Origin of the sequence: Chitinophaga sp. SYP-B3965 (assembly GCF_009647655.1) — a bacterium.
Lineage (GTDB): Bacteria > Bacteroidota > Bacteroidia > Chitinophagales > Chitinophagaceae > Chitinophaga.
This window is the reverse complement of the sequence record NZ_WJFD01000007.1, coordinates 144,897-170,058: the sequence shown is the minus strand read 5'-3', so window position 1 is coordinate 170,058 and position 25,162 is coordinate 144,897. Positions and strand designations below refer to the sequence as shown.

Genomic DNA, 25,162 nt, shown 5'->3' with positions numbered 1-25,162 from the left:
ACAAAATTACCCGGGTGGTGAATGATTTAAAAGGACTATCCCCTGAGTCCGGCAAAATGGAGGCTGAGGCTGGCAGAAGCCCGGCGGTAGTTTTCGCCTGTTTAATCTGAAATTCCCCAGGTTCTGAAATGACTGGTTCAGGGGCAACTTTGTCCACTTGAGATATTTGGTGGTTGGTGGCTGGCTGGAACAGGACTACTTTTGAGGAAACAATTAAAAAAATGGAAAACAATAACATCACACAAATCGAAAAAGTAGTTTACACAGGCAAAACACATACTACAGGTGGCCGTGATGGCGCTTCCCGCAGTTCTGATGGCATTCTGGATATTAAACTCTCCTCTCCTGGTACAGGAGGTACAGGTACTAACCCTGAGCAGTTATTTGCGGCCGGATGGTCTGCCTGTTTCATTGGCGCAATGAAGATTGCGGCAGCCAAAGCAAGGGTTACCCTTCCGGAAGACCTGGCGGTTGATACAGAAGTAGACCTGGGTAGTGCTAATGGTGGTTATTTCCTGCAGGCCCGTTTGAATGTTAGCCTGCCGAGTTTGGATCGTGCAGTAGCCCAGGGATTGGTGGATGCTGCGCATCAGACATGTCCTTATTCTAAAGCAACAAGGGGTAATATCAATGTAGCGATCAATCTGATCTGATATATATCTGGCCTGCCTATGTTTATCAGGCAGGTCTGACATTCTCCTCTGTATGCAATAATTTAGCAGGATATGAATAAGAAACCGTTTAGGATTTCCACGAGGATAATATGGCTAAGTTCGCTTTTGCTGGGTGTGCTTACCTCTGTTCCCAAAATTGCGGAACATCATTTTAATCCTTACGAGGCCATTGTTAATGCTGTCATCACGTTTCTATTTGCTCTCTTCGTATGGTACTATAATATCCTTATGGTGCCGGCTTATTCTTCAAAGGATGTTGCGAGTGGGTTCTCTACCATGCGATTGATCAAAAGCCTGGCGGTTGGTATCGTGGTGATGTTTATCCTGGCTTTAGTTCAGCAGTTCCTGTTATCTCATTTGAATTTCGGGCCGGTGATGCTGATGATAGAAATAAGGGGTATCCTTGTGAACCTTACGTTTTATATGTTCCTTCACCTGTTGTACCAGAGTTATCAGAATCAGCAGGTAGGTATTGAGCTGGAACGTACAAAAGCAGATAACCTGGGCGCGCAATATGAACTGCTCAAACAGCAGGTAAATCCGCATTTTTTATTCAATAGCTTGAATACGCTCAAATACATGGTAGAAAGTGGTGATGCCCATACGGTGGAATTCATTTTAAAACTTTCTGATTTTTACCGATTCACGCTGGAAAGCCGGAAACAGGACCTGATCAAACTTTCTGAAGAACTGGAAATACTGAAGGCTTATGTGTTCCTGTTGAAAGCACGTTTTGAAGAGGGCATTGATCTTTCTATCGATATTGATGATCAGCATCATCCATCGTTAATACCACCTTTTACTTTGCAGCTTCTGGTTGAAAATTGTATCAAACATAATGTTGTATCCCTGGAGCACCCTTTGCAGATACGCGTATATTCAGAAAAGGATTTCATCATAGTTGAAAACAAACTTTTCTTAAAAAGAACGCCGGAAGCTTCTATGGGAATGGGGCTTGAAAATATCAACCAACGTTATATTCATCTTTTAGATAGGAAAATAGAAATTCACGCCAGTGAAACATTATTCACCATCAAACTCCCCATCATCTATGAACATCATCATCGTTGAAGACGAGATTAAAGCAGCAAAGTCACTGGCAGCACTCATTTCTAAGATAAGGCCTGATGCTAAGATACTGGCACAGTTACAGAGCATTGAAAGTACCGTTAGTTACCTCACCCAAAACGAAATGCCGGACCTGATCTTTATGGACATCCAGCTTTCTGATGGACTGAGCTTTGAGATATTCAAGTCGGTTAAAATTAATTGCCCGATCGTGTTTTGTACAGCATATGGTGAATATGCCATGGATGCCATCAAAGCTAACGGGATCGATTATCTGCTGAAACCATTCTCCAAAGAAGACCTGCAGGATGCTTTTGATAAGGTGGATAATTTTAAGAACTTCTTCCAGCAAAATGCGCAACCGGATCTGGATGGGTTGTTAAAAAAGATCGGGCTGGATGAAGGGAAGAAAAGTTTCCTGGTTTTTAAGAACAATAAATACACTACAATACAAACAGAACAGATCGCCTTTATTCATATCAAGTATGATGCGCCGATGATCATGACCTTTCAGCAGGAGGAATATCCTCTTACCCATTCGCTGGACCAGGTGCAGGGCATGTTATCTCCCAAACAATTCTTCCGGCTCAACCGGCAATACCTGATCAACTTTACTGCGATCAAGGAAGTGGAACATTATTTTGCCCGGAAGTTACTGGTGAAACTGGTGATTCCGAGTCCTGAGAAGTTGTTGATCGGGAAGGAAAAGACGAGTGGTTTTTTGAGCTGGCTGGAAAGCAGGTAACATTTTGTCGTAAAATCCCCCTCTTCAGATGTATCTATCCTGGTAAATTTACTGTATGGGAAAGATAACAGTAAAAATCTTCATCAATGCTCCTGTAGCCGAAGTATGGAAATACTGGACGGAGCCACAGCACATCATTAAATGGAACCAGCCTTCTGAAGACTGGCATACTTCCAGGGTGGAAAATGACTTGCGGCCCGGTGGTAGTTTCCTTTTTGTGATGCAAGCAAAAGATGGAAGTGATGGTCTTGATTTTAAGGGGGCTTATGATGAGGTGATGTATCCTTCCATGATCAGCTATACACTTACTGATGGCAGGAAAACGACGAATGTTTTCAGTGAGACAGGCACCGGGACTAACATTACGGAAACCTTTGATCCGGCAAATGGGCTGCCGGAGAAAGATCAGGAGCTTTTCTGCATGGCTGTTCTGGAAAGCTTTAAACAATACTTACGGGATATTAAGCTTACCTTGTTATAGCCGGTATTCCCGGTAAATGATCTTTGATAATGCTGTTGGAGATTAAAGAAGGAGGATCATGTGTTTTTCTGCTGAAGCCAGTTTTTCCGCTGGAACTATCCTGCTGGGAATTGGTGTTGTATCCTTGTATAAAGCTCAATCCATCCCACAAAAAATACTGGCATGTATACCCCTGCTCTTCTCCATTCAACAATTTGACGAGGGCATACTCTGGCTGACATTCTCCAACCCGGCATATATGCCATGGCAGCAATTCTCCATCCATACCTTTCTCCTGTTTGCACAAGTGATATGGCCTGTTTTTGTGCCTTTAAGTATCCTGCTGATTGAGAAGGATCCTGTTCGTAAAAAGATATTACGCGTTACGCTGGGGATAGGTATCCTATTCGCTATTTACCTTTCTTATTGTTTGTTCACTTATGACGTGACTGCCGTTGTTTCTGGTCATCATATCAAATACGAGTTTAAGTATCCTTATGCACGTGGATGGTATAGTGGTATTGTTTATGGTATTTCTACTATTATTTCCCCCCTTGCTTCCAGCAATAAAAAGATGCGGCTGATAGGCATCATCATTCTGATCGCATTCATTATCTCCGCGATTTTCTACGGCGAGTACCTGATATCGGTATGGTGTTATTTTGCGGCTGTTATTAGTATGATCGTGCTGCTGGCTATTATAGAAATGAGGAAAAAGTTGTGAAGGTGTATATGGATCCTGATGGGGGATGAGTAAAATATCGATATATTTGATATGGTCAAACATTCCCATGCCTTATGAATAAGATGATATACATCGTTGCCGGGTTAATCCTATCGGGCCTTATTATTGCCTATTTCTTTACCCGATCTAAAAACAGCGCTGCTCCTAAAGCCGACTACTTCATATCAACACAAGGGCAAAGTGATGACAGGATAAAGTCATTGAACCTTGATAAACCTTCTGAAGATGCATCCTCTATCTTAGATACCAGTAAATTATCCTTCCCAAAACATGCACCTAAAATAGTTGAATACAAAGCTGACCCTGAAATTGAATGGATCATAAATGTCAATCTTTTGACTGATTCGGTTTTTAGGACGGCAGAACTATTGCAACTATTTGGCAAGGAATCTGGATTTACGGTCTATGGTCATTCAGCAACAGAAGGGCGCTGGACTTTTGTGACGGCAAGCGAATCATCTGCAACTTATGACAAGATTCAAATTGCTATTGATCTGATCCACCTGAATGATTCTGCACATGAAAAATTACAGGAGTATATCACCCTGTTAAACAAAAATATAAAGAACTACCCTTCCAAAATTTCACTTGAACCGGCAGAGCCGATGAGCAACGCCATCGAAAAAAGCAAAAAAATTTCGGAGTTAGAAACTAAAGTGTTTGGCCAGGAAGCTACTATTATACTACAAAGCGAAAAGTCGTTTAACGGGCTTGCTGCCTGGGATGCTTTGATCTGCACTGGTTTAAAATGGGGAGATGGGGATCTGTTCCATTGGAATAATAACACTGATTATGGGGATGATCAACATTTCAGTGTTTGGACTGATACAGAGCCGGGATACTTTCTGCCGGAAAATATTCGGAATGGAGAAATGAATCCTGGTGATCTACGTTTTAGTTTTTTAATTCCCAGAAGCGCTGATCCCCAAAATATTTTTGTTGTTATGCTTGAAGCGGCAAAGTATTGTCAGAAAAAACTGGGTGGAACTCTTTTAAATGAATCGGGGCAACCATTTGATGAAGCAAAAGAGAAAGAGCGGTTGGCTAACCTGATCGACAAAATGAAATCTAAAGGAATTGTGCCAGGGTCAGAAAAGGCTTTAAGAATCTACTAACATGGAAATATTAAACTGGGGGCATGTAACGCCGGAAGCTGCAAAATCATCCGAAAATGAATTCTATTTTATTTATAATCATGATCTTTCCTCAGCGGATAAAGTTAACAGGACCATAAGATTTATACTGGGCCGGCTGCTGCACTACGATCATCATTTACCACCCAATCCAATACATGTGATAAAGATAGATGCTCGTGGTCAGGAGATAGACGATGCTGCCTGCCATCTAATTGAGCGTACACTTAAAAGCAGGTATCCCAGACCTGATGCATTGTCCATAACGATCGTTAAATCATAGCATATGGCTTTTAATATTATCGCAGAAACGACTAAAAGGCTGGATTATAAAAAGATCCATGCCTCTATTTTTAGTAGCGATCTGGATTTTGAATTAGTGCCCATGCCTGGGCTGGGGATTAATAATGGTGATGCTATTGGGATATGCATTCCGATGAATAATGCCACTGAATCAACTTGGGAGCAATTAAAGCCTGTGTTAAAAGTGTTAAGGTCGAAGTTTGGGTGTGATGTTTATGATCTGTATGGAGGGCAGAAGTTGGGGCTTTTTAATATTAATTCGTTTAAGGAGAATTTGCTTCAATAGGCTAATATGCTTTCCCAACATGGTATAAAACAAAAAAGCCTCCAGTTTCCTGAAGGCTTTTTGCAACTTGTATGTCGGGAAGACAGGATTCGAACCTGCGACCCCCTGGTCCCAAACCAGGTGCGCTACCGGCCTGCGCCACTTCCCGAACTTTTAACGTTCATAGCCGATAAAACTATTCCCGTTCTGCGGAGAGAGAGGGATTCGAACCCTCGGTACAGTTTAACCCGTACGACGGTTTAGCAAACCGTTCCTTTCGGCCACTCAGGCATCTCTCCCTCTGTTGCGGGGTTGCAAAAATAGGAATTATTTACAATTTACCAAAAGGAAGTTGAAAAAATATAACGAGGTTGTAATAATGATGATCAGATCTGCTCAAAACAGCAATTTTCGGTATATTTAAATAGCAATACTACTATATGCCTGAAGTCTCCACCATCCTCGCTTTCATCACTGCAGCCCTGATCCTGCTGATCATTCCGGGTCCTGCTGTTCTTTATATCATTACCCGCAGTACGGAACAGGGTACAAAAGCCGGATTGATCTCCGTTTGCGGTATCCAGGCGGGTACTTTGGTGCATGCATTTGCAGCATCCCTGGGAGTTTCGGCTATACTCATGGCCTCTGCTATGGCTTTTGCCCTTTTGAAATATGCGGGTGCAGGATACCTTATTTACCTGGGACTGAAGAAAATATTCGGGAAGCAGAAAACGGAAGAGCAAAAACAACTGAAAGTGCAGCAAAGTATGCAGGCTATTTTCTGGCAGGGTATGGTAGTAAACGTCCTCAACCCAAAATGTGCACTATTCTTCTTCGCCTTCCTCCCACAATTTATAAACCCCGCCACTGGTAATGTGACGGGGCAGGTATTGTTCTTTGGTCTCTTATTTACTTTGCTGGCCTTTATGACGGACGGCTTCTATGCACTGCTGGCTGGTCGCATGGGTAAGTACCTTAAGGGCAATACTTATTATCTCAAACTGGAAGCCTATATCTCGGGCATTATTTACATTTTCCTTGGGTTGCTTACTTTGATGATGCAACCTTCTAATTCACGGGCTCCAAAATAATCTTCTGCAAGCGGAATAATTCATTGCCTGCTTTTACGGGCTGCACTTGTAATGTCCATTCCCCTGGTTCTGGTACATGGACCACGGCTACCGCCTGATCGATGAATAACAGTGGCTTGTGGGTATCGTGTTTGCCTGTTAGTAATACCTGGAAGGGGTAGGTCTGTTTTGCTTTTCCAACGGGCGTTAACTCTAAGAGACCTTCGCGGCCTTCGCTGGCAGTGTCTGCTGCATATTGCAACATCACTTTATAATCTCCGGGATCTGTGATCCGTAATTGATAACTGGCTACATCTGCGGGATCTTTTTGGTTTACGATGCAATTGGCATGTTTCCAGTCTCCGAAGTAATAGCTATGGGTGAGGCTTTTTGTTTGTGCATTGCCTTTGAGTATGGCAGCCTGTGCTAATAATTCTGTGCGTTCGAATTGTGCGCTTACTGTTAATGGCGCTGCTGTTTGTTCTTTTAGTTCGCCTGTATATTCAATGGCTATTACGGTGTTGCGTTCATCTGGTAATGTGGTGGGTAAATTCAACCAAATGTCTTTTCCTTTTTGCTGGAAGGTGACAGCCTGGCCGTTCGCTAACATGGCTGCCTTTTTTGCTGTGCCTGTGAAACCGGGCACCAGGAGTTTTCCATTGTGCGGGCGGGCAAATACATGCAGGTATAATTTACCGGGTTTGTGTGTCATTACGCCCCAGGGTTGTGCGGGGATGGGGGCATAGGTGGTTTGGTAAATTCCTTCTCCATTCCTTTTTAACCAGGCACCTGTAGCACGGAAATATTGTTCTGACATGGCAGGGAACTTTCCATTTCCCATGGGGCCTACGTTCATCATCAGGTTGCCTCCTTTGGATGCTACCTCCGCCAGTAAGCGGATCATCTCTTTGGGCGTTTTGAAATTCTGGTCGAAGGCGGAGTATCCCCAGCTGTCGTTGTGGGTGAAAATAGCTTCCCAGGCTCCTTTAACAATGCCGGCAGGTACTTCTCCATCGCCAAAGTCTTTGAAATCTCCCAGGCCATTTCCAACGCGACTGCTTACCAAACAATTGGGTTGCAGCTGGTGTACTTTTTCGAGGAAGGCGGCGGACTCTTCTTTGCTCATGTTGCCGGGTGTATCAAACCAGATGATACCTAACTCTCCGTAATTGCTGAGTAGTTCAGTGATCTGCGGCAGGGATTTATTTTTGTAGTAGGAACTGTAGTCTTTTGTTTTAGGATCAAAATCCCAGGTGTTGCCGCCACCGTTTGGTTCGTGCCAGTCCTGGTATTGTGAATAATAGAAACCCAGTTTGATGCCTGCTTTTTTACATGCGGCCGCCAGGGCTTTGATGGGATCTTTTTTGTAAGGCGTTGCATCCACAATATCAAAATCTGATACTTTGGAATCGAACATGGCAAAACCGTCGTGGTGTTTGGAGGTGAGGACGATGTATTTTACACCGGCTGCTTTGGCAATGTCCACCCATTCTTCTGCATTGAATTGGGTGGGATTGAAACCGGAGGCCAGTTTGGCGTATTCAGCTGCAGGGGTTTTGTCTCTCTGCATGATCCATTCTGTGATACCGTAATAACGTTTTCCCCTGATGTCTCCGGCAAAATGAGCGTAAGGGCCCCAGTGCAGGAACAGTCCGAACTTTGCTTCTGTGAACCATTTTGCTTTTTCACTTTTTCCGGCTTCGGCATTTTTTCCCCAAAGCTGATCTGGTTGCTGGGCGTGTACGGTTAAACTGCTGATGAACAGGCTACCCGCCAGAAAGGCGGCCTTTCGATAATGTGGAAGGTTCATACGGTGGAAATTTTGTACAAGATCAAAAAAGCTGCTGAATGAGGTTAACTGTTAATTGCCGGTTGCTAATACTATTTGATCAGAGATTCCACATAAAAGAAAAAACCGGTGCAGATTGTTATCTGCACCGGCTGAATATTTACCAGATCACTACCCGTTTATCGGCGGACAGTGTCATTTTACTATCCGGGCCACAACCCCATGCGCTGGAGAATTCTTCCAGATGCGGTAAGGGGCCGTTGATCCTGAAATGAGCAGGACTATGCGGATCTGTCTGGATCTGATTGCGCAATGCAGCATCTGTGATGTTTGCATGCCAAACCTGTGCCCAGCCCAGGAAGAAACGTTGTTTCCAGGTATAGCCCTCTATTGGAGCTGGTTCTGGTTTTCCTTCCAGGGATTTTACCAATGCATAATAGGCGAGTGTTAATCCGCCAAGGTCTGCAATGTTCTCTCCTATTGTTAATGCACCATTTATATTGAAACCCGGCAGGGCTTCCAGGGTGCTGAAATAGTTGATATACTTCTTAGACAAAGAATCGAAGTTTTTGCGGTCTTCTTCCGTCCACCAGTTTTTCAGGTTTCCTTCTGCATCGAACTGAGAACCCTGATCGTCAAAACCATGGGTGAATTCGTGGCCGATCACGGCAATGATACCACCATAGTTGATAGCATCATCTGCATCGGGGTTGAAGAATGGCGGTTGCAGGATACCTGCGGGGAATACTACTTCATTATTCAATGGGTTGTAGTAAGCATTTACGGTTTGCGGTGTCATCAGCCATTCTTTTCTGTCCACCGGTTTGCCGATCTTCTTATTACGTTCCTCAGTACGGTATAAAGCAGCACTTACTGTATTCTCCAGCAGTTTATCTTTTTGGATATCGATGGAGGAATAATCTTTCCAGGTATCAGGATAACCGATCTTGTATGTAAAGGCAGCGAGTTTTTTATGTGCCATCTCTTTGGTGGCAGGGCTCATCCAGGTGAGTTTATCTATTCTTTCGCCATATACTTTACGTACGTTCTCGATCATTTCAGATACTTTCTGCTTGCTGGATTCAGGGAAGTATTGTTTTACGAACAACTTACCCAAAGGCATGCCCAGTGTGTTATCTGTAGAACGGTTCGCTCTGTCTAAACGAGGGCGTTGTGCTTTACGGCCGGTCATAACGGTGGCGAAAAAGCGGAAGTCCTCATCGTCAAAACTTTTTGGTAAGAAACCGGCGAAAGTACTGAGCAGATGGAAACGGGTATATGTTTTCAGTGTTTCCAGCGGTGTAGCCTTTACCAGTTTGTTGCCGTTGGTGATGTATTCCTTGTTTTGCAGTACAACGGAATCAGTGGTGATGCCTTGCTCTTTTGTGAAAGCATCCCAGTCGAAATCCGGTGCCAGTTTGGCGAGTTCGTTATAACCTACTTTGTTATATGTTTTAACGGGATCGCGCAATTCCACATTGGTGAGTTGCAGTTTGGCCAGTGCGGTTTCGAAAGCCAGGATGGTCTGACCCGGGTCTTTATCCGGGAAACCTGCCATTGAGAACATCTTGTTGATGTGCCCTACAAACTCATCGCGTACATTTTTGGTGCTGGAGTCATTTCTTTCATAATAACTTCTTTCTCCCAGGCTCAATCCGTCCTGGCCACCATATACTACGTTCACTTTACTATCCCTTGCATCTGCATCTACGCCAAAACCGGCCCAGGTGCTTACGCCCACTTGTTGTAAATCGCCCGTCACTTTTGCATAATCTGCCAGGGACTTTATTCCGTCAATCTTATCAAGGTAAGGTTTCAGGGGGGTGATACCTCTCTTTTCGATGGTAACGGTATCCATAAAAGAGGTATAATAATCTGCTATCTGCTGCTCTTCGGTACCTTTGGCCAGATCTTTCCGGCTGGAAATATCTGCAATGATCCCCTTAATTCTCACTTCTTTATTCTCCTTATCGAGGATATTAAAAGCGCCCCAGCGGCTCTCGGTGCCGGGAATAACATTCGTTTTCTTCCAGTTTCCGTTGGAGAAACCGTCGAAGTCGTCACAGGGCTTCACTGTACGGTCCAGGGAAGTGGTATCAAATGCGGGAATTTTAGCAGCGGTAGTGGATGGCGCTGCAGTATTACAGCCTGTGGCACAGGCGGCAGCGATCATACCAGCTATCATCCAACTCCCGGTGGAATGGTTTATATGCATAAAAGATCAGGTTTAGAAGCTTAAATTTATTGAAGATTTGGCATTTACGGATCATCGGGGAGATAATTCGTAGGTTTGCAGAGATAAAATGTTAATCGTTATGTCCTTTTCATTCGGCTTTTTCCGTTTTCTGACCTATGGCAACCTGTTTGTGGTGGGCTTCTTTTTGCTGCTCGTATTTATGTCGTTGCTGATGGTGCCCAATATGTCCGCAGTGTTAGTCTCGATGCTCACCATTGGTGTGGTATTTTGTCATAATATCCTTTGCCTGCATCTGCAAAAGGCGGTGAAGGATCCGGAAGTAACGATCAGCAGTAATTTCTATACTTTTATTATCATACTCAGTGTGCTCTGCTTCCTGTATAGCCTCTATATATTTATCAGTGCAGCAGCTGTTTCTGCGATTTCGGAGGCAGATTTCAACAAAATGATGGACGCCAACAGTTTCCAGGGTGGAGAAAAACCACCTCCGGGTATGTTATCCGCCATCAAAAAGGTTGCTGCTGTTTTGGTAGGTATTCATGGCCTGGCAATTGCGGGGAATGCAGTATTGTCTCTGATCTTCCTCAAAAAATGGAAGAAGGAGCACGAAGAAAGAGAAGATATAACATTAGATATATAACCATGCGAGCACCACTGGCAGAACGTTTGAGACCTGCATCCCTGGATGACCTGGTAGGCCAGGAACATCTTACCGGGAAAGGCAGCATCCTTCAAAAGGCCATTGAACAAGGCAAAGTACCTTCCATGATCCTTTGGGGGCCTCCCGGCGTTGGTAAAACCACCATCGCCAATATCATTGCACATACACTGCAGGTACCTTTTTATACACTCAGTGCTATTTCTTCCGGGGTAAAAGATATCAGGGAAGTGATAGACCTGGCTAAACATCAGCATGCGGTGCTGTTCATTGATGAGATCCACCGTTTCAATAAATCACAGCAGGATGCATTGCTGGGTGCCGTAGAAAAAGGGATCATCACATTGATCGGTGCTACTACGGAAAATCCTTCTTTTGAAGTGAATGCGGCATTGCTCTCCCGGTGCCAGGTGTATGTGTTAAGGCCGTTGGGAGAACCTGAGCTGAAACAATTACTGGCACAGGCTATGCAGAAGGATGAATGGCTGGCTTCCAAAACATTTGATCTGCAGGAAACGGAAGCGCTTTTTAATATTGCCGGTGGCGATGCACGGAAACTGCTGAACCTTTTTGAACTGGTAGCTGATACTTTGCAGGACGAAAATCCTATTGTTATTACGAATGAAAAAGTGATGGACATTGCCCAGCAACGGGTAGCCATTTATGATAAAGCAGGTGAACAGCATTATGATATCATTTCTGCCTTCATTAAATCTATCCGTGGCAGTGATCCGAATGCAGCAGTATATTGGCTGGCGCGGATGCTGGAAGGCGGGGAAGATGTAAAGTTCATTGCGCGCAGGATGGTGATACTGGCATCCGAAGATATCGGGAATGCCAATCCGAATGCGTTGTTGTTAGCTACAAGTTGTTTTACGGCAGTGAACCTGATCGGGAATCCTGAGGGTCGGATCATCCTTTCGCAATGTGCTACTTACCTGGCTTCTTCTCCAAAAAGTAATGCTTCTTATGCTGCGATCGGGGCAGCACAGGCGGCAGTTTCACAAACAGGTGATCTGCCTGTTCCTTTGCATATCCGCAATGCACCAACGAAATTGATGAAGCAGCAGGGATATGGGAAGGGGTACCAATACGCACATAGTTTTGAGAATAATTTTTCACAGCAGGAATATCTGCCGGACCTGTTGAGCGGGATGAGGTTTTATGATCCGGGAAAGAATGCGCGGGAGGATGAATTGCGGAAGTATTTGAAGGCATTGTGGAAGGAGAAATATGGGTATTAAGGCTGCGGTGTTATCGTTTAAAATTATTACCAGCGTAGCCGGATGGCGTCTTTCCTATTTTACTTCTTTTCGTTCTTTATCTAAGATCTCAAACTCCTGCTGGATCTGCTCTCCATCATCATCTACCAATGTAAGTGTATGTTTTCCCGGTTTCGGCCTCAGCTGCATCTGGTGAAAATCACTCGTTGTTCCCACAAATTCATTATCGATATGCCAGAAGATATGTGCATTCTGGTTGCGATGTGTAGCTTTAAAAATCGTCTGCCCTAAGGTTCCGTCAATTTCTATTGGTACAAAAATTCTTGCCTGCGGGCGTGGATAGATCAGTTCCATTGATCTTCCCTGTTCTGCCATATTGCAACCGGGTTTGTAAGGTGGCAGGGGAATGTAACTATGACTGCTTTTATAAAAATGTTCCATAGCAGGCGGTAATACAAACCATGGTTTATGTTGCATCAATTGTGGGGATTCACAATCTGCTGTTACGCGGTACTGGCCGGTTGCATCCAGGTGGATCAATTGGTGATAGGGGCAAACAGCAGAGCGAAGTCCGGCAGCGGGAACAGCCAGTGTGTCTTTTTCTGTACAGAACTCTCCTGCTCTGTGACCACTCAGGTGGCAAACAACGATCTTCTGTAATTTACCAACGGGTGCATCAAAGGCACTCACGGTGTTGAGCACACGAAATATATCAAACATGATCGGCGCAGCAGTGGATACTCCTGTGAGGCCTGGTCTTCCTTCCCCATCTGCATTCCCTACCCATACGGCTACTACATGTTGTGGTGTAATACCAATGGCCCAACCGTCTCTGAAACCAAAGCTGGTACCTGTTTTCCAGGCTATTCGTTTGGAGGAGGAGAAATGTTCCCAGACAAATTCTTCGCCGGGGCGCATTACTTCTTCCATGGCCTGGAAGGTGTACCAGATGGCACCGGCATCTATGATACCATGTTTGGTGGGTGTATGTTTTGATCTGATAGTTTCGTCTGTGCGGTAACCGGGTGCATGATAATCATCGGCGTCGTATTTTCCATCGTACTGTTCCAGGTGCAGCAGAGTACGTGCAAGACTCGCATACACACCACTTAATTCCCATAACGTTGTTTCTCCCCCACCTAAGATCATAGAGAGGCCGTAATGCCCTGCGGATTTATTCATGGTGGAGATACCAAGGTTTTTCAATAACACCAGGAAACGATCTGCGCGGTATTGTTGCAACATGCGAACGGCAGGGATATTCAATGAACGGGATAATGCTTTTGAAGCAGGTACGGCACCATCATATTCCCTGTCGAAATTCATGGGGGTGTATCCTGCAATCTGCGTGGGCACATCAGGCAATAAAGTATTGGGCAACATCAAACCATCACTGAGCAAACCGGCATAGAGTAAGGGTTTCAGGGTACTACCCGGACTACGTGGTGCCTGGATGATATCTACATAACTTTCCAGTTCGGGGTTATCCGGATTGTATACATTTCCTACATAGGAAAGTGCATGACCTGTTTCCACATCCAGTACTAATGCGGCAGCATTATTGATACCATTTGCTTTCAGTTGCAGGTGATGACGATAGAGGATGTCACTTACATTTCTTTGCAGATCTCCATCCAGAGAGGTTTTCACCCGGGTGGAACCGGTTTTATAATCCAAACGGAAACGATTCAATAAATGCGGAGCGAGTTGCGGAAGGGTGTGTGGTTTATCTGGCAAAGGTTCTACGGAAGCTAATGCACAAGTGGTGCTATCTATTGTTCCATTATGCCAGAGCCTCGCCAGCAAAGCATTCCGCTTATCCATCAATACCTGGCGGTTACGACCGGGATGGATCAATGCAGGGCTGTTCGGCAAAACGGCTAAGGTGGCGGTTTCTGCCCATGACAGCTGATCTGGTTTGCGGCCAAAATAACGCCAGGAGGCTGCTTCCAGTCCTACTACGTTTCCGCCGTAGGGGGCATTGCCTGCATAGAGGCCCAGTATTTCTTTTTTAGAATAAGCAAATTCAAGACGGGTGGCAAGAACGGTTTCTACTAATTTCTGCCAGAATGTGCGGGGTTTGTTACGTGATAAACGGATCACCTGCATGGTGATAGTGCTGGCTCCGCTAACTACTTTTCCGCCTGTGATGTTTTGTTTGATAGCGCGGCTGGTGGCTATGGGGTCTATCCCCCAGTGATAATAAAAACGTTTATCCTCATATGCCACGATGCATTTGGCAAATTTATCGGGTACCAGTTTATCTGCGGGAAAACGCCACTGGCCATCTGCTGCGATGGTGGCATTCATGAGTTCTCCTTTACTGTCCTCGATCACAAAAGAGGTAGGTGCGGTAAAGAGTTTTTTAGGAAGGATGAAATAATACAACACCAATAACACCGCGATGATGCTCAGCCGTAATTTTCTTTTGATCGCCCAGTGTTTGATCCGTTGCCACATATTAATATAGAAAGGCGGCAGCGTGCTCCGCTGCCGCCTATTATTTTATTTTGTTACCTCTACCCATTTGCCGGGTGCAAATGCATGGATGGTATTATCATACATTGCTTCCACAGAAGCAGCGGGGAGATAATATCTGCCGAGGTAAGCTGCATTCAGCAATACCTGGTAGGTAACTGTTTTGCTTTCTTCCAGGTTGAAATAAGTATATACTCTATCGTCCCGCACATCACGGTAAGTGAAAGGAGAAGAACGCATGGAGCTGTCAGTACCCATCAGGCGGGTATTGATGATCTCCCAACCGGAAGGGAATACTTGTGTTAATGCCATGTTCTCATAGTAACCACGTTTACCGGGATTGCTCATGGTAACGGTTGCTACAAAGTCTGTTCCCTGTTTCAGGTTATCCGTATTTACCAATTGCCCAGTGCGACTGGCGTACACCACTTTCATGTTGAGCACTTCCGGATTATTATCTGCATAAGGGTTTGAGCCTGATTCCGGCTGACCTCTTAAGATGAGGCGCGCGTAGAGTACATTGGTTCCTTTATTCTGCAAGGTTACATTTCCATTTGCACCATTGAAAGTGACAGGTACCTGGGAAACATAAGACTCACTCGTGATGTTACCATTGGCTGCATTCAAGCGATAGGTGTATGTCATTTTACCGCCTGATTTATTTACACCGCAATATTTGGAAATGGCGATCAATGCATAGGCGGTGGTTTGTGTGCTGTACCAGGAATCTTTGCCTAATTGCTGTGCTACCTGGCGTAACATATCATTTGCCTGTGCCCGCTGTCCCATGAGAGTGAGCGTTTCCAGGATCATGGCTTTATCTCTGAGATCAGAACCAAATGTACCACTCAGTTGTGTGTATGGCTGAACGTTCACGCTCAGTCCTTTTATCAATGCTGCGGCTGCTTCTGCCTGACCTGCCAGTTTGTAAGCTGCGGCCAGTCTCCATTTAGCGGCAACAGACAGATACTGGAATTCCTTCAACCTGTTCATCGCTCCCAGCTCTGGTATTTTTGCCAGTGCGAGTAAGTATAAACGATAGGCCTGTACAATATCTCCACCGTAGAAATTATAACTGCTGGGCGACCAGCTCACAGCTTTATTACGTTGGTATTTCTTCCACTGATCCAGGAATCCCGGCGGTAGTGCATATCCTTTCTCTTGTGCTTCCAGCATAAAATGTCCGGCGTAACTGGTGCCCCATTCATCAGAAGTGCTGGCGCCGGGCCAGTAACCAAGGCCACCATCTGTTAGCTGGAATCCTTTCAGGCGATTGATACCTGCTTTGATATTAGCATCCAGTGTGGCAGCTTGCCTGTCGCTCACATCCATTACGTTCGCCAGTGACAACTGCGGGAATACGGAAGAGGTAGTTTGTTCCACGCATCCGTGTGGATATTGGATCAGGTAATCCAATCGTTTTCCTAAGTTCATGGCGGGGAGTGTAGATACTTCCAATGTACCTGTGTTGGTACCAGCCATTCCTACAGGAGAGAAAGCAGTATTCCAGGAAGCACCCGGATCCAGCTGTTGTTCCAGCACATTTGTTACATATGGATTTGGATTGCGTACATCCAGTTCTACATTTTCTTCTGCTCTTTCTTTTCCGCTGGTGGCTACAATCTTGAATTTACCGATACCAATTTGTGAGCGGATCTTTACATCAAAGTATACCAGCTGCTCTCCTGGTTTGGGGAAACTTACCTGTTTGGTGCTTTCTCCTACTACTTCAAAAAATGCATTGGAAGCGAGGGTTACATTGGCCTGTTTTACATGTGGTTCCAGGCCAAATACCGTTACCGGTAATTGGATGGTTTCCCCGGGACCCAATACCCTGGGTACTGTGGCGAGTATCATTAATGGTTTCTTCACGGCTACGGCTTTGTCTGCAAAACCGTAAGCACCTTCCTGTCCTGCTACTACCATTGCTTTTACTGATCCTATATAAGGTGGTAATTTGAAGTTGTGTGTTTGTTTATCTCCTTTCTTTAAAGCGAAAGGTCCCATGAATTTCACAACTGGTTTGAAGCGATTGGCTTTAGCGGCGCTGGCTCCTTTGTTCAATCCTTCGTCACCACCAATGCTCAGGATACGTTCCAGATCAGCTCCCCAGGCTCCTATCACATAATCAAAGAGGTCCCATGTTTTTACACCTAATGCTTCCCGTGCATAGAATACGCTGTGCGGATCTGGTGTTTTGAAACGGGTGAGGTCCAATAATCCTTCATCTACGATGGCGATGGTGTAAGTCATCGCTTTGCCGCTGGCTTCAGAAACCGTAATCGCTGCATCTGCTTCAGGGCGTAAAGTAGCGGGGATATTGATGACAGGTTTGAGGATGGTGTTGGGATCTTCTACCAGGATGGGCACAGTGCCATACATCCTGATGGGAAGGTCGTTGGCTGTTTGGGCATGGGGTTGCAGGAGACTAACGTTCACGTATATATTCGGTGCCATTTCTTTTTCGGCTTTGAACTTGTAAACGGTTTGGCCTTTCTCTGTTCCTACCCAGTCTGTTTTAATTACTTTACTGCCGGACTCAATACTGATCAATCCTCTGCCGCCTTCGCTGCTGGGGATGGTGAGCACTACTTCTTCTCCTACGGTGTATTTTGTTTTATTGGAAGTGAATACGAGCATAGCCGCTTCTGCGGGATTTTCCTTTTGCAGGCGTTCCGCATAGTTGGGCCAATCTACATATACAGATTGTCCGGTGATGTGACCGCTTTCCAGGTCTTTTACACGAATGAGGTAACGGCCCCAATCCGGGTAACGGATAATGAAGGGCCAGGAGCCTTTACCATTTACAACGGTAACTGTTTTCTTTTGTAACAGTTGGTTATAATTATCTTCTGTGAAGTTGCTGATCTCATTGGAATTTTCATCCCACCACCAACGCCACCTGATCTTGTATAATTCCACTTCTACCTGGCGGGTTCCGCTGATGAGTGTACCATTTGCATCCACATTTACGATATTCACCTGGTGAGGTTTATCTGTTACCAGCATACCTGTAAGGCGATCTCCTTCCGGTGCGCTTACACCAACATAAGAATCAAATACATGGTAAGGCATGGAGAAATGATCAATACTGAAATCTCCACCGGGTTCAAATACTTTTATTTCGAAGTTTGCTTTCAATGCTCCAGGGGCACGTTCACCGACTGGAATATTAGCCGCAACACTGGCTACACCATCTTCATTTAAAGCGCCTTCAAAAATGGTTTTATTCTCTGTGCTGAATTTTTCTGTAGGATCATCAAAGTGATAATCATCGAATTTGGGGAATGCGGTGGATGATGAAGTGAGGGATACATCTACTTTTGCTTTGAGGCTTTGGGCAGTTGCGCCAAAGAGCCATGCTGCGGAGAGTGTTCCTTTCGGGCTTTCATCTTTGATCAGGGCTTGTTTAGGGCCGAAGTCCAGCTTCACTTTCAGGCGATTGGGCTTCACTGTTTCTATCCGTACATTCCTGCTGAACACGGCACCACCTACTTTCACTTTTGCCTGCCAGCTACCGGTGGGAGCATCAGGATCTGTGAGTGTATTGAAATTATAGAAACCGTTGAGTGATTCGTGTTGGTTGATGCGTTTGTACAATTGACCTTTCGGGTTGTACAGTTCCAATATCACAGGGTGATTGGGTGGCAGTTTTCCTTCTTTATCTTCCAGCATGAAGGTGAGGTAAATGGAATCGCCGGGGCGCCATACGCCACGTTCTCCATAGAGGAAACCTTTCATGCCCTGTTGTACTTCTTCTCCTTTTACATCAAAACGGCCCAGTGGCAGGGAACTTCCGTCGTCCAGTTTCAGGTAACCGCGTTCATTATCCCGTTTGGCTATTAAGAGATAAGGTTTACGTTTCAGTTCGAATTTTGCAAAACCATCTCCGTCGCTTTTGGTGCTAAAGATCACTTGTTGCTGGTAATCCAGCAGTTCGAGTTCTACACCAGACAATGGTTTGGCATCTATGATATTTGTTACGGCTACCACCATGCTGTTATCATTACCCCGTTTGGCAATGAGGCCGATGTTGGAGGAAATGATATTGCGGGAAGCCCATTTTTCTTTGTTGTAGTAGGAATTGTGGCAGGGGTTATCTCTTTCGGACCATTTGTATCCGTATGGATAATAACTGTCGTAGCGGCGCCAGAAGGAATCATCTTCATCTAATTGTTCTCCGTAATATTCATAATCTTCTTCGCTCTCCTCCTCATCATCGCCTTCACTTTTTGCGGTAAGCCCTTTACAGGAGTACAGCGCATATTCTTTCCTGAAACCAATGGTTACACGGTAAATGGCACCAGGCTCTGCTTTGACCAGTTGTTCCAGATCCAGGTTGAAGCGATTGCGCTTGTGGAGGTTCAGGGATTTATCCTGATCCAGGTAAATGGTTTTCTCTGCAACGGGGCGGGCTACACGACGTAATTCATCCTGCCCGTCCAGACTGTTCCTTTGCAGGTATTGCGGAATATTATTTTCATAGATCCTGATCACTACTACATCCACTGCTTTCAAACCAACGGCATCGAAAGGCATGACCAGTTTGCCGCTTTGTGGCATGATCACTCCTTTTCCGGGAATGGTTACACTTGGCAGGCGGTTTTCAAAGTTCACACTTCCGGTGAATCCTTTATTTAACTTTTCATCAAAAACACTGAGTATACCTTCATTCACCACTACGGTGTAATTTCCTTCTAATCTTTCCGGTGCAAATACCTTCACTTCACTGCCTTCTACGGTATAGCGCAGATCGCTGACACCGCCGATACCGATCAGACCATCCAGGCTCTGGCCCATATTAATGGGACTGGAGAATTGTACCACTACATATTCTTCCGGATCGTACATGGCTTTAATGTCCAGCACTTTGAAATCCCCGATGGCAGGTATCTCTATGGTTTTGCTATCCGCTACATCTGAGTTGATGGGTTTGCCGTTCCAGGCGATCTCCATTTTTGCAGCAGTGGATTTACGGACAATATTGCTGATGGTGAATTTATAAGAACGGTTGGCTACGTCGTGCTGCCAGGCAATGCTGGTAGGCGCTCCGTCATATTTTACGGTGATCAGTTTTTCAATGGCCTGTACTTCTTCCAGATCTGCTGTGCGCACTACACCGGAGTAGGTCATTTTTTCTGCACTGTTATTGGCAGATCTTAGTCCGAACATTTCTACATCAAAAGAAGGTTTTATGACCTGGAATTCAAATTCAAAGTTCTTCAGGTCACTGGGAACGGTCATCACCTTGCCCAGTTTGAAGGTGGCTTTGTAGGTTTTACCCGGCGTGAGATTTTGATCCGGCCTGAATTCCACGGTGGTGGCGTCTACCCAATATGCCTTTCCTTTAATGGAGGGAGAGAAAGAAAAGATCTCTTCTTCCAAAGGTTCATTCTGTGTATGCGTTACGTTTACATCCCCCGCTAATTGAATGCGGATGGCGCTTTGCTTGGAAATAATACCGGTGGTGAATGCTTCGATGTATTTAGCAAACGCGGGATTCATTTCTTTTGCCTGTGTGCTGCAACCTGTAATAACAGCGGCCATCGCGGCACACAACAGAAGGCAGGCAAGGGTTACATGCCGGGTGTTCGGGTACATAGTGTAGGTTTTTGAATGGACTAAAGGTATCGGAATTAAATCATTTTCCCATTGCGTATTCTCAAAAAACAATTCACACTGCCGGGTAGTTCTTCCTCGTAATGCGTTACATAGATCAGCGTTACGGGAATGTGCTCACACAAGGCTTCTATCACTTGCTTAAAATGTTTTTTCTGATGTGCGTCCAATCCCTGGCAGGGTTCATCAAAGATCAGGAGCGGTGGATTTTTTACCAATGCGCGTGCCAGCAATACTAAACGTTGTACACTTTCGGGTACCTGTTTAAAGGAGGTGGCCGCATATCCGTCTATTTCCAATACCTGCATCCAGCCTTTTGCTTTCTCTAATTGTTCCGGTGTGCAGGAGCGAAGGTAACCAATGGTATCAAAAAAACCGGAGCCGGTTACCTGGAGGCAGGTGGCATCCGATAAAAAGTACTGGTGCAGTTCCGGGGAAACGAAGCCGATCTTCCTTTTAATATCCCAGATACTTTCTCCGCTACCCCTTTTCCGGTCGAATAAAGCAATCTTGTTTGCGTATGATTGGGGGTTATCTGCGTTAATGAGGCTGAGGAGGGTAGATTTTCCGGAACCATTGGGTCCGAGCAGGGCCCATTTCTCATTTGGGCGGATCGTCCAGTTTATTCCGTCAAGAATCGTGTTTTCTCCGTATTTTACATGGACGTTTTCCATTTGTACAATATGTTGGAATGATGCGGGTAACGCATCAGCGGTGAGCCTAGCCAACAATTGAGGGTCAATCTTCAGCACCGGGGCTTCCTGTACAATGTTACGCTGTGCCAAATATGAATCCCTACTAAACGTTCCGGCTATACGCCCTTCTTCCAGGTGCATTACATGTGTGATGCTTTCAGGAATTTCGGTGGGTGTGGTGACAAGCACTACGGTTGTTCCGGAGGCGATCACATGGTCCACGATCCGGTGGAATGCCTGGCGGGACTGCACATCCAATCCTATAAACGGATTGTCCAGCAGCAGCAGGGCGGGTTTTTGAAGCAGGGCATGTGCTATCATTACCCGGCGGGTTTCTCCATTGGAGAGTTTGATAAGTTCTTTATTTAATAAGCCTTTAATGTTCAGGGGTTCCAGCAAGGGGTCTTCTGCCCCTCCTTCCAGATACTCTGCCACGGTGGGGGCATCGGAGGAGTCCATGCTGTTGAATCGCTGCTGATAATAAAATTCGGTGGTATGCGATAAATTGCGGAAGTTGTGATGATGCCCTACCATGGCTATTAAGCGGCGAAAATTGAAGTAAGGATCGCTCACTTCATGCGTTTCACGGTATCTTTCGTAAAAATAATGACGAATAGTGCCGTTCAGGACGTTATTTTTGCCCAGAATTGTGTGCAAGAGACTGGTTTTACCAGAGCCGCTATTACCTGTAATAGCCCAGTGCTCACCGGTACGAATATGCCAGGTAAGGTTCTGGAAGAGTGTTTTGTCCAGGTTACGCACGGTAACGTGCTCCAGTGACAGAAATGGAAGCATGCTGCTTTTATTGGTTTCCGGGCAACAATGTCGGGATCATCTTTCACAAATCAAACCGGCAACCGTTAAATTTTTACGATTGCTGTAAAAAATAGGACGGACATGGAGATCAGGTGGTATCTTAAGGCCTTTAACGCCCTCAGCCTGGAGGAATTATACCAGGTTTTGCGGCTGCGGAACGAGGTTTTTATCGTGGAACAAAATTGTCCTTACCAGGATATGGACAATGCGGATCAGAAAGCGTTACATTTGCTGGGCTTTACGGATCAGGGATTGGCTGCCTACACGAGGTTGTTTGAGCCAGGGATCAAGTTTGACATGGCTTCCATAGGCCGGGTGATCACGGCACAATTTGCCCGTGGTACGGGAACAGGGAGGTTACTGATGGAAAAGTCCATTAAAGCGGTGGAAGAGAATTGGGGGAAGGGGCCTATTAAGATCGGGGCCCAAATGTATTTGCAAAAATTTTACGAGTCACTGGGGTTCGCCCAAAGTAGTGAAATGTATCTGGAGGACAACATTCCTCATATAGAAATGGTTAGATCACAACAATAAAATACCAGTCAACATGACGCCAATTGAACAGCTAAAATTAATGCTGGACGTAAAGTATCACACCTATAAGAAAGAAGAGTATAGTGTTGAATTAATGCCGGGATTATCTGATAAAGAAATCGATACCATTGCTAAACACCTCCGTACGAGGCATATACCAGACGATATCAGGGAACTGTTGCAATTCAGCAGCGGGTTTCTTTTTTATGGATTGGACGCCATCACTTTTGATGGTACGAAAGACTTTGAAATGACGAACCTGATCCCAAATCCTGTGCGTGTTGCGGGAGACGGATATGGTAATTACTGGATACTGGACGTTGACAAAGACGGGAACTGGGGTAGTGTGTTCTATGTATGTACAGACCCTGCCGTGATCGTGAAACAATCTGAAAACCTGGGTGAATTCCTGCAGCACCTCCATGAATATGGTATGGATATGCGGAAATCCAGCATAGATATTGTGCATGAGATCGTGGTGAATGATATCTGGAACAGAGAGGATGGATTGATCACCCGTGACGAAGCTAAATATTCCAATGACGAGGAACTGGCGGCGTTTGCTGCGCAGTTGCCTTATAATTATTATATCGGGGATCTTCGCAACAAACCCATTGGTTCAGGTTTTGCCTGGGGCAAATTTGGACCGAACGTGCGGAGTGTGATCAGATCCCGTGATGGTTACCTTTGGGGCATTGAGAAAAAAGCGCCGCGTACCTTTGGTGGTGGCCGTGGTGGCGGAGGATTCCGCGGCGGCGGAGGTGGTGGTGGTTTCCGCGGTGGCGGAGGCGGCGGTGGTTTCCGTGGTGGAGATCGCGGCGGTAGTGGCGGTGGCGGTTTCCGTGGTGGAGACCGTGGCGGCAGTGGTGGCGGATATGATCGCGGTGGAAGCGGTGGCGGTGGTTATGACCGTGGCGGCAGTGGCGGTGGTGGTTATGATCGTGGTGGTGGCAGCACTGGCGGCGGAGGTGGTTACGATCGTGGCGGCGGAAGCGGCGGCGGTGGCGGATATGACCGCGGTGGCGGAGATACCGGTGGCGGTGGATTTGACCGTGGTGGTGGTGAAGGACGTGGACGTTATTAAGATCCTGAAAATGCAAGGATAGCCTTTATTAAGAAGGGCCCGATCAGAGATCTTTATCATTGAGGTTATTAAATCAAACATATACAAAAGAGGGTGCATCATCAGATGTACCCTCTTTTTTTATCAAACCCTGGTCAAACACTGAGCCTATGTCGAGCCTATGTAAGACATATCTTTCTTATCTCTTTCAAGAAAGTTTATAAAAAAATCACCTGCCCTGTTTTATGTAACTCCTCTATACGAAATCACTTTTATATTTAAACTAACACTTATCTAATCTTCCTTCCATAATCCAGCTCCTGCCGGCTTAAACATTGATGCCCAATTACGTAACTTTTAACTGGTTAACAAGCCGTTAACCTTCGATTTCCTCATATCAAATTCAAAAGTTATGTTCAATCATCATGTGAAAGCAACCACACAAGACACATTGGCAAGAGTGCAAAACGAGTACGCACAATTGCTCAAAACTTCTACCTTTTCCCTTCAGGATCTCTTTAACTACGGAGATTTCAGACTGGACACTTACTGCAAAAGGTACAATCCACATCCTCAGAGTGCTGAACTGACCCAACTGGCCCGGCAGTTTGGGGAACATTACGGCATCTGGATGGAAAATGCCAAACATTACATCAGTTGTGTACTGTACGTTTTTCCGACGGCCACTTTTGAAAGAATGGCTGCCATGGTAAAGAACAATGCCATCGACTACTATCTTAACGACACCATGGGCCGCGAGATCTTCCGCAATTTAACATCCCGGCAACAGCTCAATGCCAAACATCTCATTTACCGGATGGCCTGCATTGACGAAACACTGGAAACGGTAGACAATGCCCATCCATTGGAACTGGCCAATGCGGAGATCCTGAAGGACATTCAGCAAACGGCCCCGGCCGAATGGTTTGCGCAGTTCCTGAAACTTTACTCTTATCATATTGCAGTAACGCACAAGGATTGTAATGTGGAAGGGTTAGGTTTTATTCCTACGGTAGACAAGTACATTGACATGCGGAACCATACTTCCGGTATGCCGCATATTGTGATGCTGGTGGAATACAGCACGGGCGTGTTCCTGGACTGGCAGTGGTTATCCAAGATCAAAGTGGTGCAAAGGATGAAAAGACTGCACAAAGCAGCGGCTTTAATTGGATGTTTGATGAATGACCTCTTCTCTTTTGAGAAGGAAGTGATTGACAATGATTCAGACTCGAACCTGCTGATGTCTATTGCGCTGAATAATCCGGAGATGTCTTTGCAGGATGTGATCTACAGCTCTGCTGCTATTGTGCGGGACCTGCTGATGGATTTTATGGACCTGGCTGCACAGATCGAGAAAAAATGTGAACAGCTTTCTGCGAGTGATCCTGTAATGGTGAGCAAACTGCGTATTCATTTATCTGACCTGGATAGAAGTGTACAGGCTAGCTGGATGTGGCAGGTTTATACTAAACGTTTCAAAAGGATGGATTCTATCTGGGAAGAAACGCAATTGCAAACTGCTGAGAAGGTCGGTTAAGGGGGATTGAGGGAATAGCAAGTGAGTTAGCAATAAGCGGGCTATGGGTATAAGCAAGTGAGCTAGCAGTAAGTGGGCTATGGGCTA

Annotated in this window: 19 protein-coding genes and 2 tRNA genes; 14 read left to right on the top strand and 7 right to left on the bottom strand. The window is 45.4% G+C overall.

What is annotated here, in order from left to right:
* The first annotated feature begins 221 nt into the window (after positions 1-221).
* The 8 genes from GFS24_RS26970 to GFS24_RS26935 all read left to right on the top strand — a co-directional run bounded on the left by GFS24_RS26970 (position 222) and on the right by GFS24_RS26935 (position 5,414).
* Complete coding sequence (locus GFS24_RS26970; protein ID WP_153665245.1) at positions 222-653, top strand: organic hydroperoxide resistance protein; 432 nt, start codon at positions 222-224, stop codon at positions 651-653.
* 72 nt (positions 654-725) lie between these two features.
* Complete coding sequence (locus GFS24_RS26965) at positions 726-1,745, top strand: sensor histidine kinase (protein ID WP_153665243.1); 1,020 nt, start codon at positions 726-728, stop codon at positions 1,743-1,745.
* Positions 1,726-2,487 carry a LytTR family DNA-binding domain-containing protein gene (locus GFS24_RS26960; RefSeq protein ID WP_153665241.1) on the top strand — a complete coding sequence of 254 codons (762 nt, stop codon included), beginning with the start codon at positions 1,726-1,728 and terminating at the stop codon, positions 2,485-2,487. Before GFS24_RS26965 ends, GFS24_RS26960 begins: the two co-directional genes overlap by 20 nt.
* Positions 2,488-2,542: 55 nt before the next feature.
* A complete protein-coding gene (locus tag GFS24_RS26955; protein ID WP_153665239.1) occupies positions 2,543-2,968 on the top strand; it encodes an SRPBCC domain-containing protein in 426 nt (141 codons plus the stop codon).
* 58 nt (positions 2,969-3,026) lie between these two features.
* Positions 3,027-3,671 (top strand): DUF6629 family protein, encoded by a 645-nt coding sequence (locus tag GFS24_RS26950; protein WP_153665237.1) that lies wholly within the window; start codon positions 3,027-3,029, stop codon positions 3,669-3,671.
* Positions 3,672-3,745: 74 nt separating this feature from the next.
* Positions 3,746-4,807: a cell division protein ZipA C-terminal FtsZ-binding domain-containing protein gene (locus GFS24_RS26945; protein ID WP_153665235.1), complete on the top strand. Its 1,062-nt coding sequence runs from the start codon at positions 3,746-3,748 to the stop codon at positions 4,805-4,807.
* A gap of 1 nt (position 4,808) precedes the next feature.
* Positions 4,809-5,108 (top strand): hypothetical protein, encoded by a 300-nt coding sequence (locus tag GFS24_RS26940; protein WP_153665233.1) that lies wholly within the window; start codon positions 4,809-4,811, stop codon positions 5,106-5,108.
* 3 nt (positions 5,109-5,111) lie between these two features.
* Complete coding sequence (locus tag GFS24_RS26935; protein ID WP_153665231.1) at positions 5,112-5,414, top strand: hypothetical protein; 303 nt, start codon at positions 5,112-5,114, stop codon at positions 5,412-5,414.
* A 74-nt stretch (positions 5,415-5,488) separates the two neighbouring features.
* Here GFS24_RS26935 and GFS24_RS26930 read toward each other — a convergent pair.
* Positions 5,489-5,562: transfer RNA gene (locus tag GFS24_RS26930), tRNA-Pro, on the bottom strand.
* 41 nt (positions 5,563-5,603) lie between these two features.
* A tRNA-Ser gene (locus GFS24_RS26925) sits at positions 5,604-5,692 on the bottom strand.
* Positions 5,693-5,833: 141 nt separating this feature from the next.
* Here GFS24_RS26925 and GFS24_RS26920 point away from each other — a divergent pair.
* On the top strand, positions 5,834-6,484 hold the full coding sequence (locus GFS24_RS26920) for a LysE family translocator (RefSeq protein WP_153665229.1): 651 nt from the start codon (positions 5,834-5,836) through the stop codon (positions 6,482-6,484).
* Here the strand turns inward: GFS24_RS26920 and GFS24_RS26915 are convergent.
* Both GFS24_RS26915 and GFS24_RS26910 read right to left on the bottom strand, forming a co-directional pair.
* Positions 6,462-8,273: an alpha-L-fucosidase gene (locus GFS24_RS26915; protein WP_153665227.1), complete on the bottom strand. Its 1,812-nt coding sequence runs from the start codon at positions 8,271-8,273 to the stop codon at positions 6,462-6,464. The genes GFS24_RS26920 and GFS24_RS26915 overlap by 23 nt on opposite strands.
* 139 nt (positions 8,274-8,412) lie before the next feature.
* Complete coding sequence (locus GFS24_RS26910; RefSeq protein WP_216647562.1) at positions 8,413-10,467, bottom strand: M13 family metallopeptidase; 2,055 nt, start codon at positions 10,465-10,467, stop codon at positions 8,413-8,415.
* A gap of 100 nt (positions 10,468-10,567) precedes the next feature.
* Here GFS24_RS26910 and GFS24_RS26905 point away from each other — a divergent pair, with 100 nt between their 5' ends.
* Positions 10,568-11,089 (top strand): hypothetical protein, encoded by a 522-nt coding sequence (locus GFS24_RS26905; protein WP_153665225.1) that lies wholly within the window; start codon positions 10,568-10,570, stop codon positions 11,087-11,089.
* Positions 11,090-11,091: 2 nt separating this feature from the next.
* A complete protein-coding gene (locus tag GFS24_RS26900; protein WP_153665223.1) occupies positions 11,092-12,351 on the top strand; it encodes a replication-associated recombination protein A in 1,260 nt (419 codons plus the stop codon).
* Positions 12,352-12,405: 54 nt separating this feature from the next.
* Here GFS24_RS26900 and pbpC read toward each other — a convergent pair whose 3' ends face one another.
* The 3 genes from pbpC to GFS24_RS26885 are packed head-to-tail and all read right to left on the bottom strand — an operon-like array spanning position 12,406 to position 21,917.
* Positions 12,406-14,790: a penicillin-binding protein 1C gene (gene pbpC / locus GFS24_RS26895; RefSeq protein WP_153665221.1), complete on the bottom strand. Its 2,385-nt coding sequence runs from the start codon at positions 14,788-14,790 to the stop codon at positions 12,406-12,408.
* Positions 14,791-14,835: 45 nt separating this feature from the next.
* Positions 14,836-20,409 (bottom strand): alpha-2-macroglobulin, encoded by a 5,574-nt coding sequence (locus GFS24_RS26890; protein WP_253906605.1) that lies wholly within the window; start codon positions 20,407-20,409, stop codon positions 14,836-14,838.
* A gap of 35 nt (positions 20,410-20,444) precedes the next feature.
* A complete protein-coding gene (locus GFS24_RS26885; protein ID WP_153665219.1) occupies positions 20,445-21,917 on the bottom strand; it encodes an ATP-binding cassette domain-containing protein in 1,473 nt (490 codons plus the stop codon).
* Positions 21,918-22,019: 102 nt separating this feature from the next.
* Here GFS24_RS26885 and GFS24_RS26880 point away from each other — a divergent pair, with 102 nt between their 5' ends.
* The 3 genes from GFS24_RS26880 (at position 22,020) to GFS24_RS26870 (ending at position 25,075) form a co-directional block, all read left to right on the top strand.
* Positions 22,020-22,472 carry a GNAT family N-acetyltransferase gene (locus tag GFS24_RS26880; protein ID WP_153665217.1) on the top strand — a complete coding sequence of 151 codons (453 nt, stop codon included), beginning with the start codon at positions 22,020-22,022 and terminating at the stop codon, positions 22,470-22,472.
* Between the two features lie 13 nt (positions 22,473-22,485).
* A complete protein-coding gene (locus GFS24_RS29040) occupies positions 22,486-23,556 on the top strand; it encodes an SMI1/KNR4 family protein (RefSeq protein WP_173003209.1) in 1,071 nt (356 codons plus the stop codon).
* 391 nt (positions 23,557-23,947) lie between these two features.
* On the top strand, positions 23,948-25,075 hold the full coding sequence (locus GFS24_RS26870) for a terpene synthase family protein (RefSeq protein WP_153665215.1): 1,128 nt from the start codon (positions 23,948-23,950) through the stop codon (positions 25,073-25,075).
* Positions 25,076-25,162: the final 87 nt, after the last annotated feature.

Bases quoted from the DNA above. Each gene is read 5' to 3' on its own strand.
- GFS24_RS26970 (WP_153665245.1), top strand. From the start codon at position 222: ATGGAAAACAATAACATCACACAAATCGAAAAAGTAGTTTACACAGGC.
- GFS24_RS26965 (WP_153665243.1), top strand. From the start codon at position 726: ATGAATAAGAAACCGTTTAGGATTTCCACGAGGATAATATGGCTAAGT.
- GFS24_RS26960 (WP_153665241.1), top strand. From the start codon at position 1,726: ATGAACATCATCATCGTTGAAGACGAGATTAAAGCAGCAAAGTCACTG.
- GFS24_RS26955 (WP_153665239.1), top strand. From the start codon at position 2,543: ATGGGAAAGATAACAGTAAAAATCTTCATCAATGCTCCTGTAGCCGAA.
- GFS24_RS26950 (WP_153665237.1), top strand. From the start codon at position 3,027: ATGTGTTTTTCTGCTGAAGCCAGTTTTTCCGCTGGAACTATCCTGCTG.
- GFS24_RS26945 (WP_153665235.1), top strand. From the start codon at position 3,746: ATGAATAAGATGATATACATCGTTGCCGGGTTAATCCTATCGGGCCTT.
- GFS24_RS26940 (WP_153665233.1), top strand. From the start codon at position 4,809: ATGGAAATATTAAACTGGGGGCATGTAACGCCGGAAGCTGCAAAATCA.
- GFS24_RS26935 (WP_153665231.1), top strand. From the start codon at position 5,112: ATGGCTTTTAATATTATCGCAGAAACGACTAAAAGGCTGGATTATAAA.
- GFS24_RS26920 (WP_153665229.1), top strand. From the start codon at position 5,834: ATGCCTGAAGTCTCCACCATCCTCGCTTTCATCACTGCAGCCCTGATC.
- GFS24_RS26915 (WP_153665227.1), bottom strand. From the start codon at position 8,273: ATGAACCTTCCACATTATCGAAAGGCCGCCTTTCTGGCGGGTAGCCTG.
- GFS24_RS26910 (WP_216647562.1), bottom strand. From the start codon at position 10,467: ATGCATATAAACCATTCCACCGGGAGTTGGATGATAGCTGGTATGATC.
- GFS24_RS26905 (WP_153665225.1), top strand. From the start codon at position 10,568: ATGTCCTTTTCATTCGGCTTTTTCCGTTTTCTGACCTATGGCAACCTG.
- GFS24_RS26900 (WP_153665223.1), top strand. From the start codon at position 11,092: ATGCGAGCACCACTGGCAGAACGTTTGAGACCTGCATCCCTGGATGAC.
- pbpC (WP_153665221.1), bottom strand. From the start codon at position 14,790: ATGTGGCAACGGATCAAACACTGGGCGATCAAAAGAAAATTACGGCTG.
- GFS24_RS26890 (WP_253906605.1), bottom strand. From the start codon at position 20,409: ATGTACCCGAACACCCGGCATGTAACCCTTGCCTGCCTTCTGTTGTGT.
- GFS24_RS26885 (WP_153665219.1), bottom strand. From the start codon at position 21,917: ATGCTTCCATTTCTGTCACTGGAGCACGTTACCGTGCGTAACCTGGAC.
- GFS24_RS26880 (WP_153665217.1), top strand. From the start codon at position 22,020: ATGGAGATCAGGTGGTATCTTAAGGCCTTTAACGCCCTCAGCCTGGAG.
- GFS24_RS29040 (WP_173003209.1), top strand. From the start codon at position 22,486: ATGACGCCAATTGAACAGCTAAAATTAATGCTGGACGTAAAGTATCAC.
- GFS24_RS26870 (WP_153665215.1), top strand. From the start codon at position 23,948: ATGTTCAATCATCATGTGAAAGCAACCACACAAGACACATTGGCAAGA.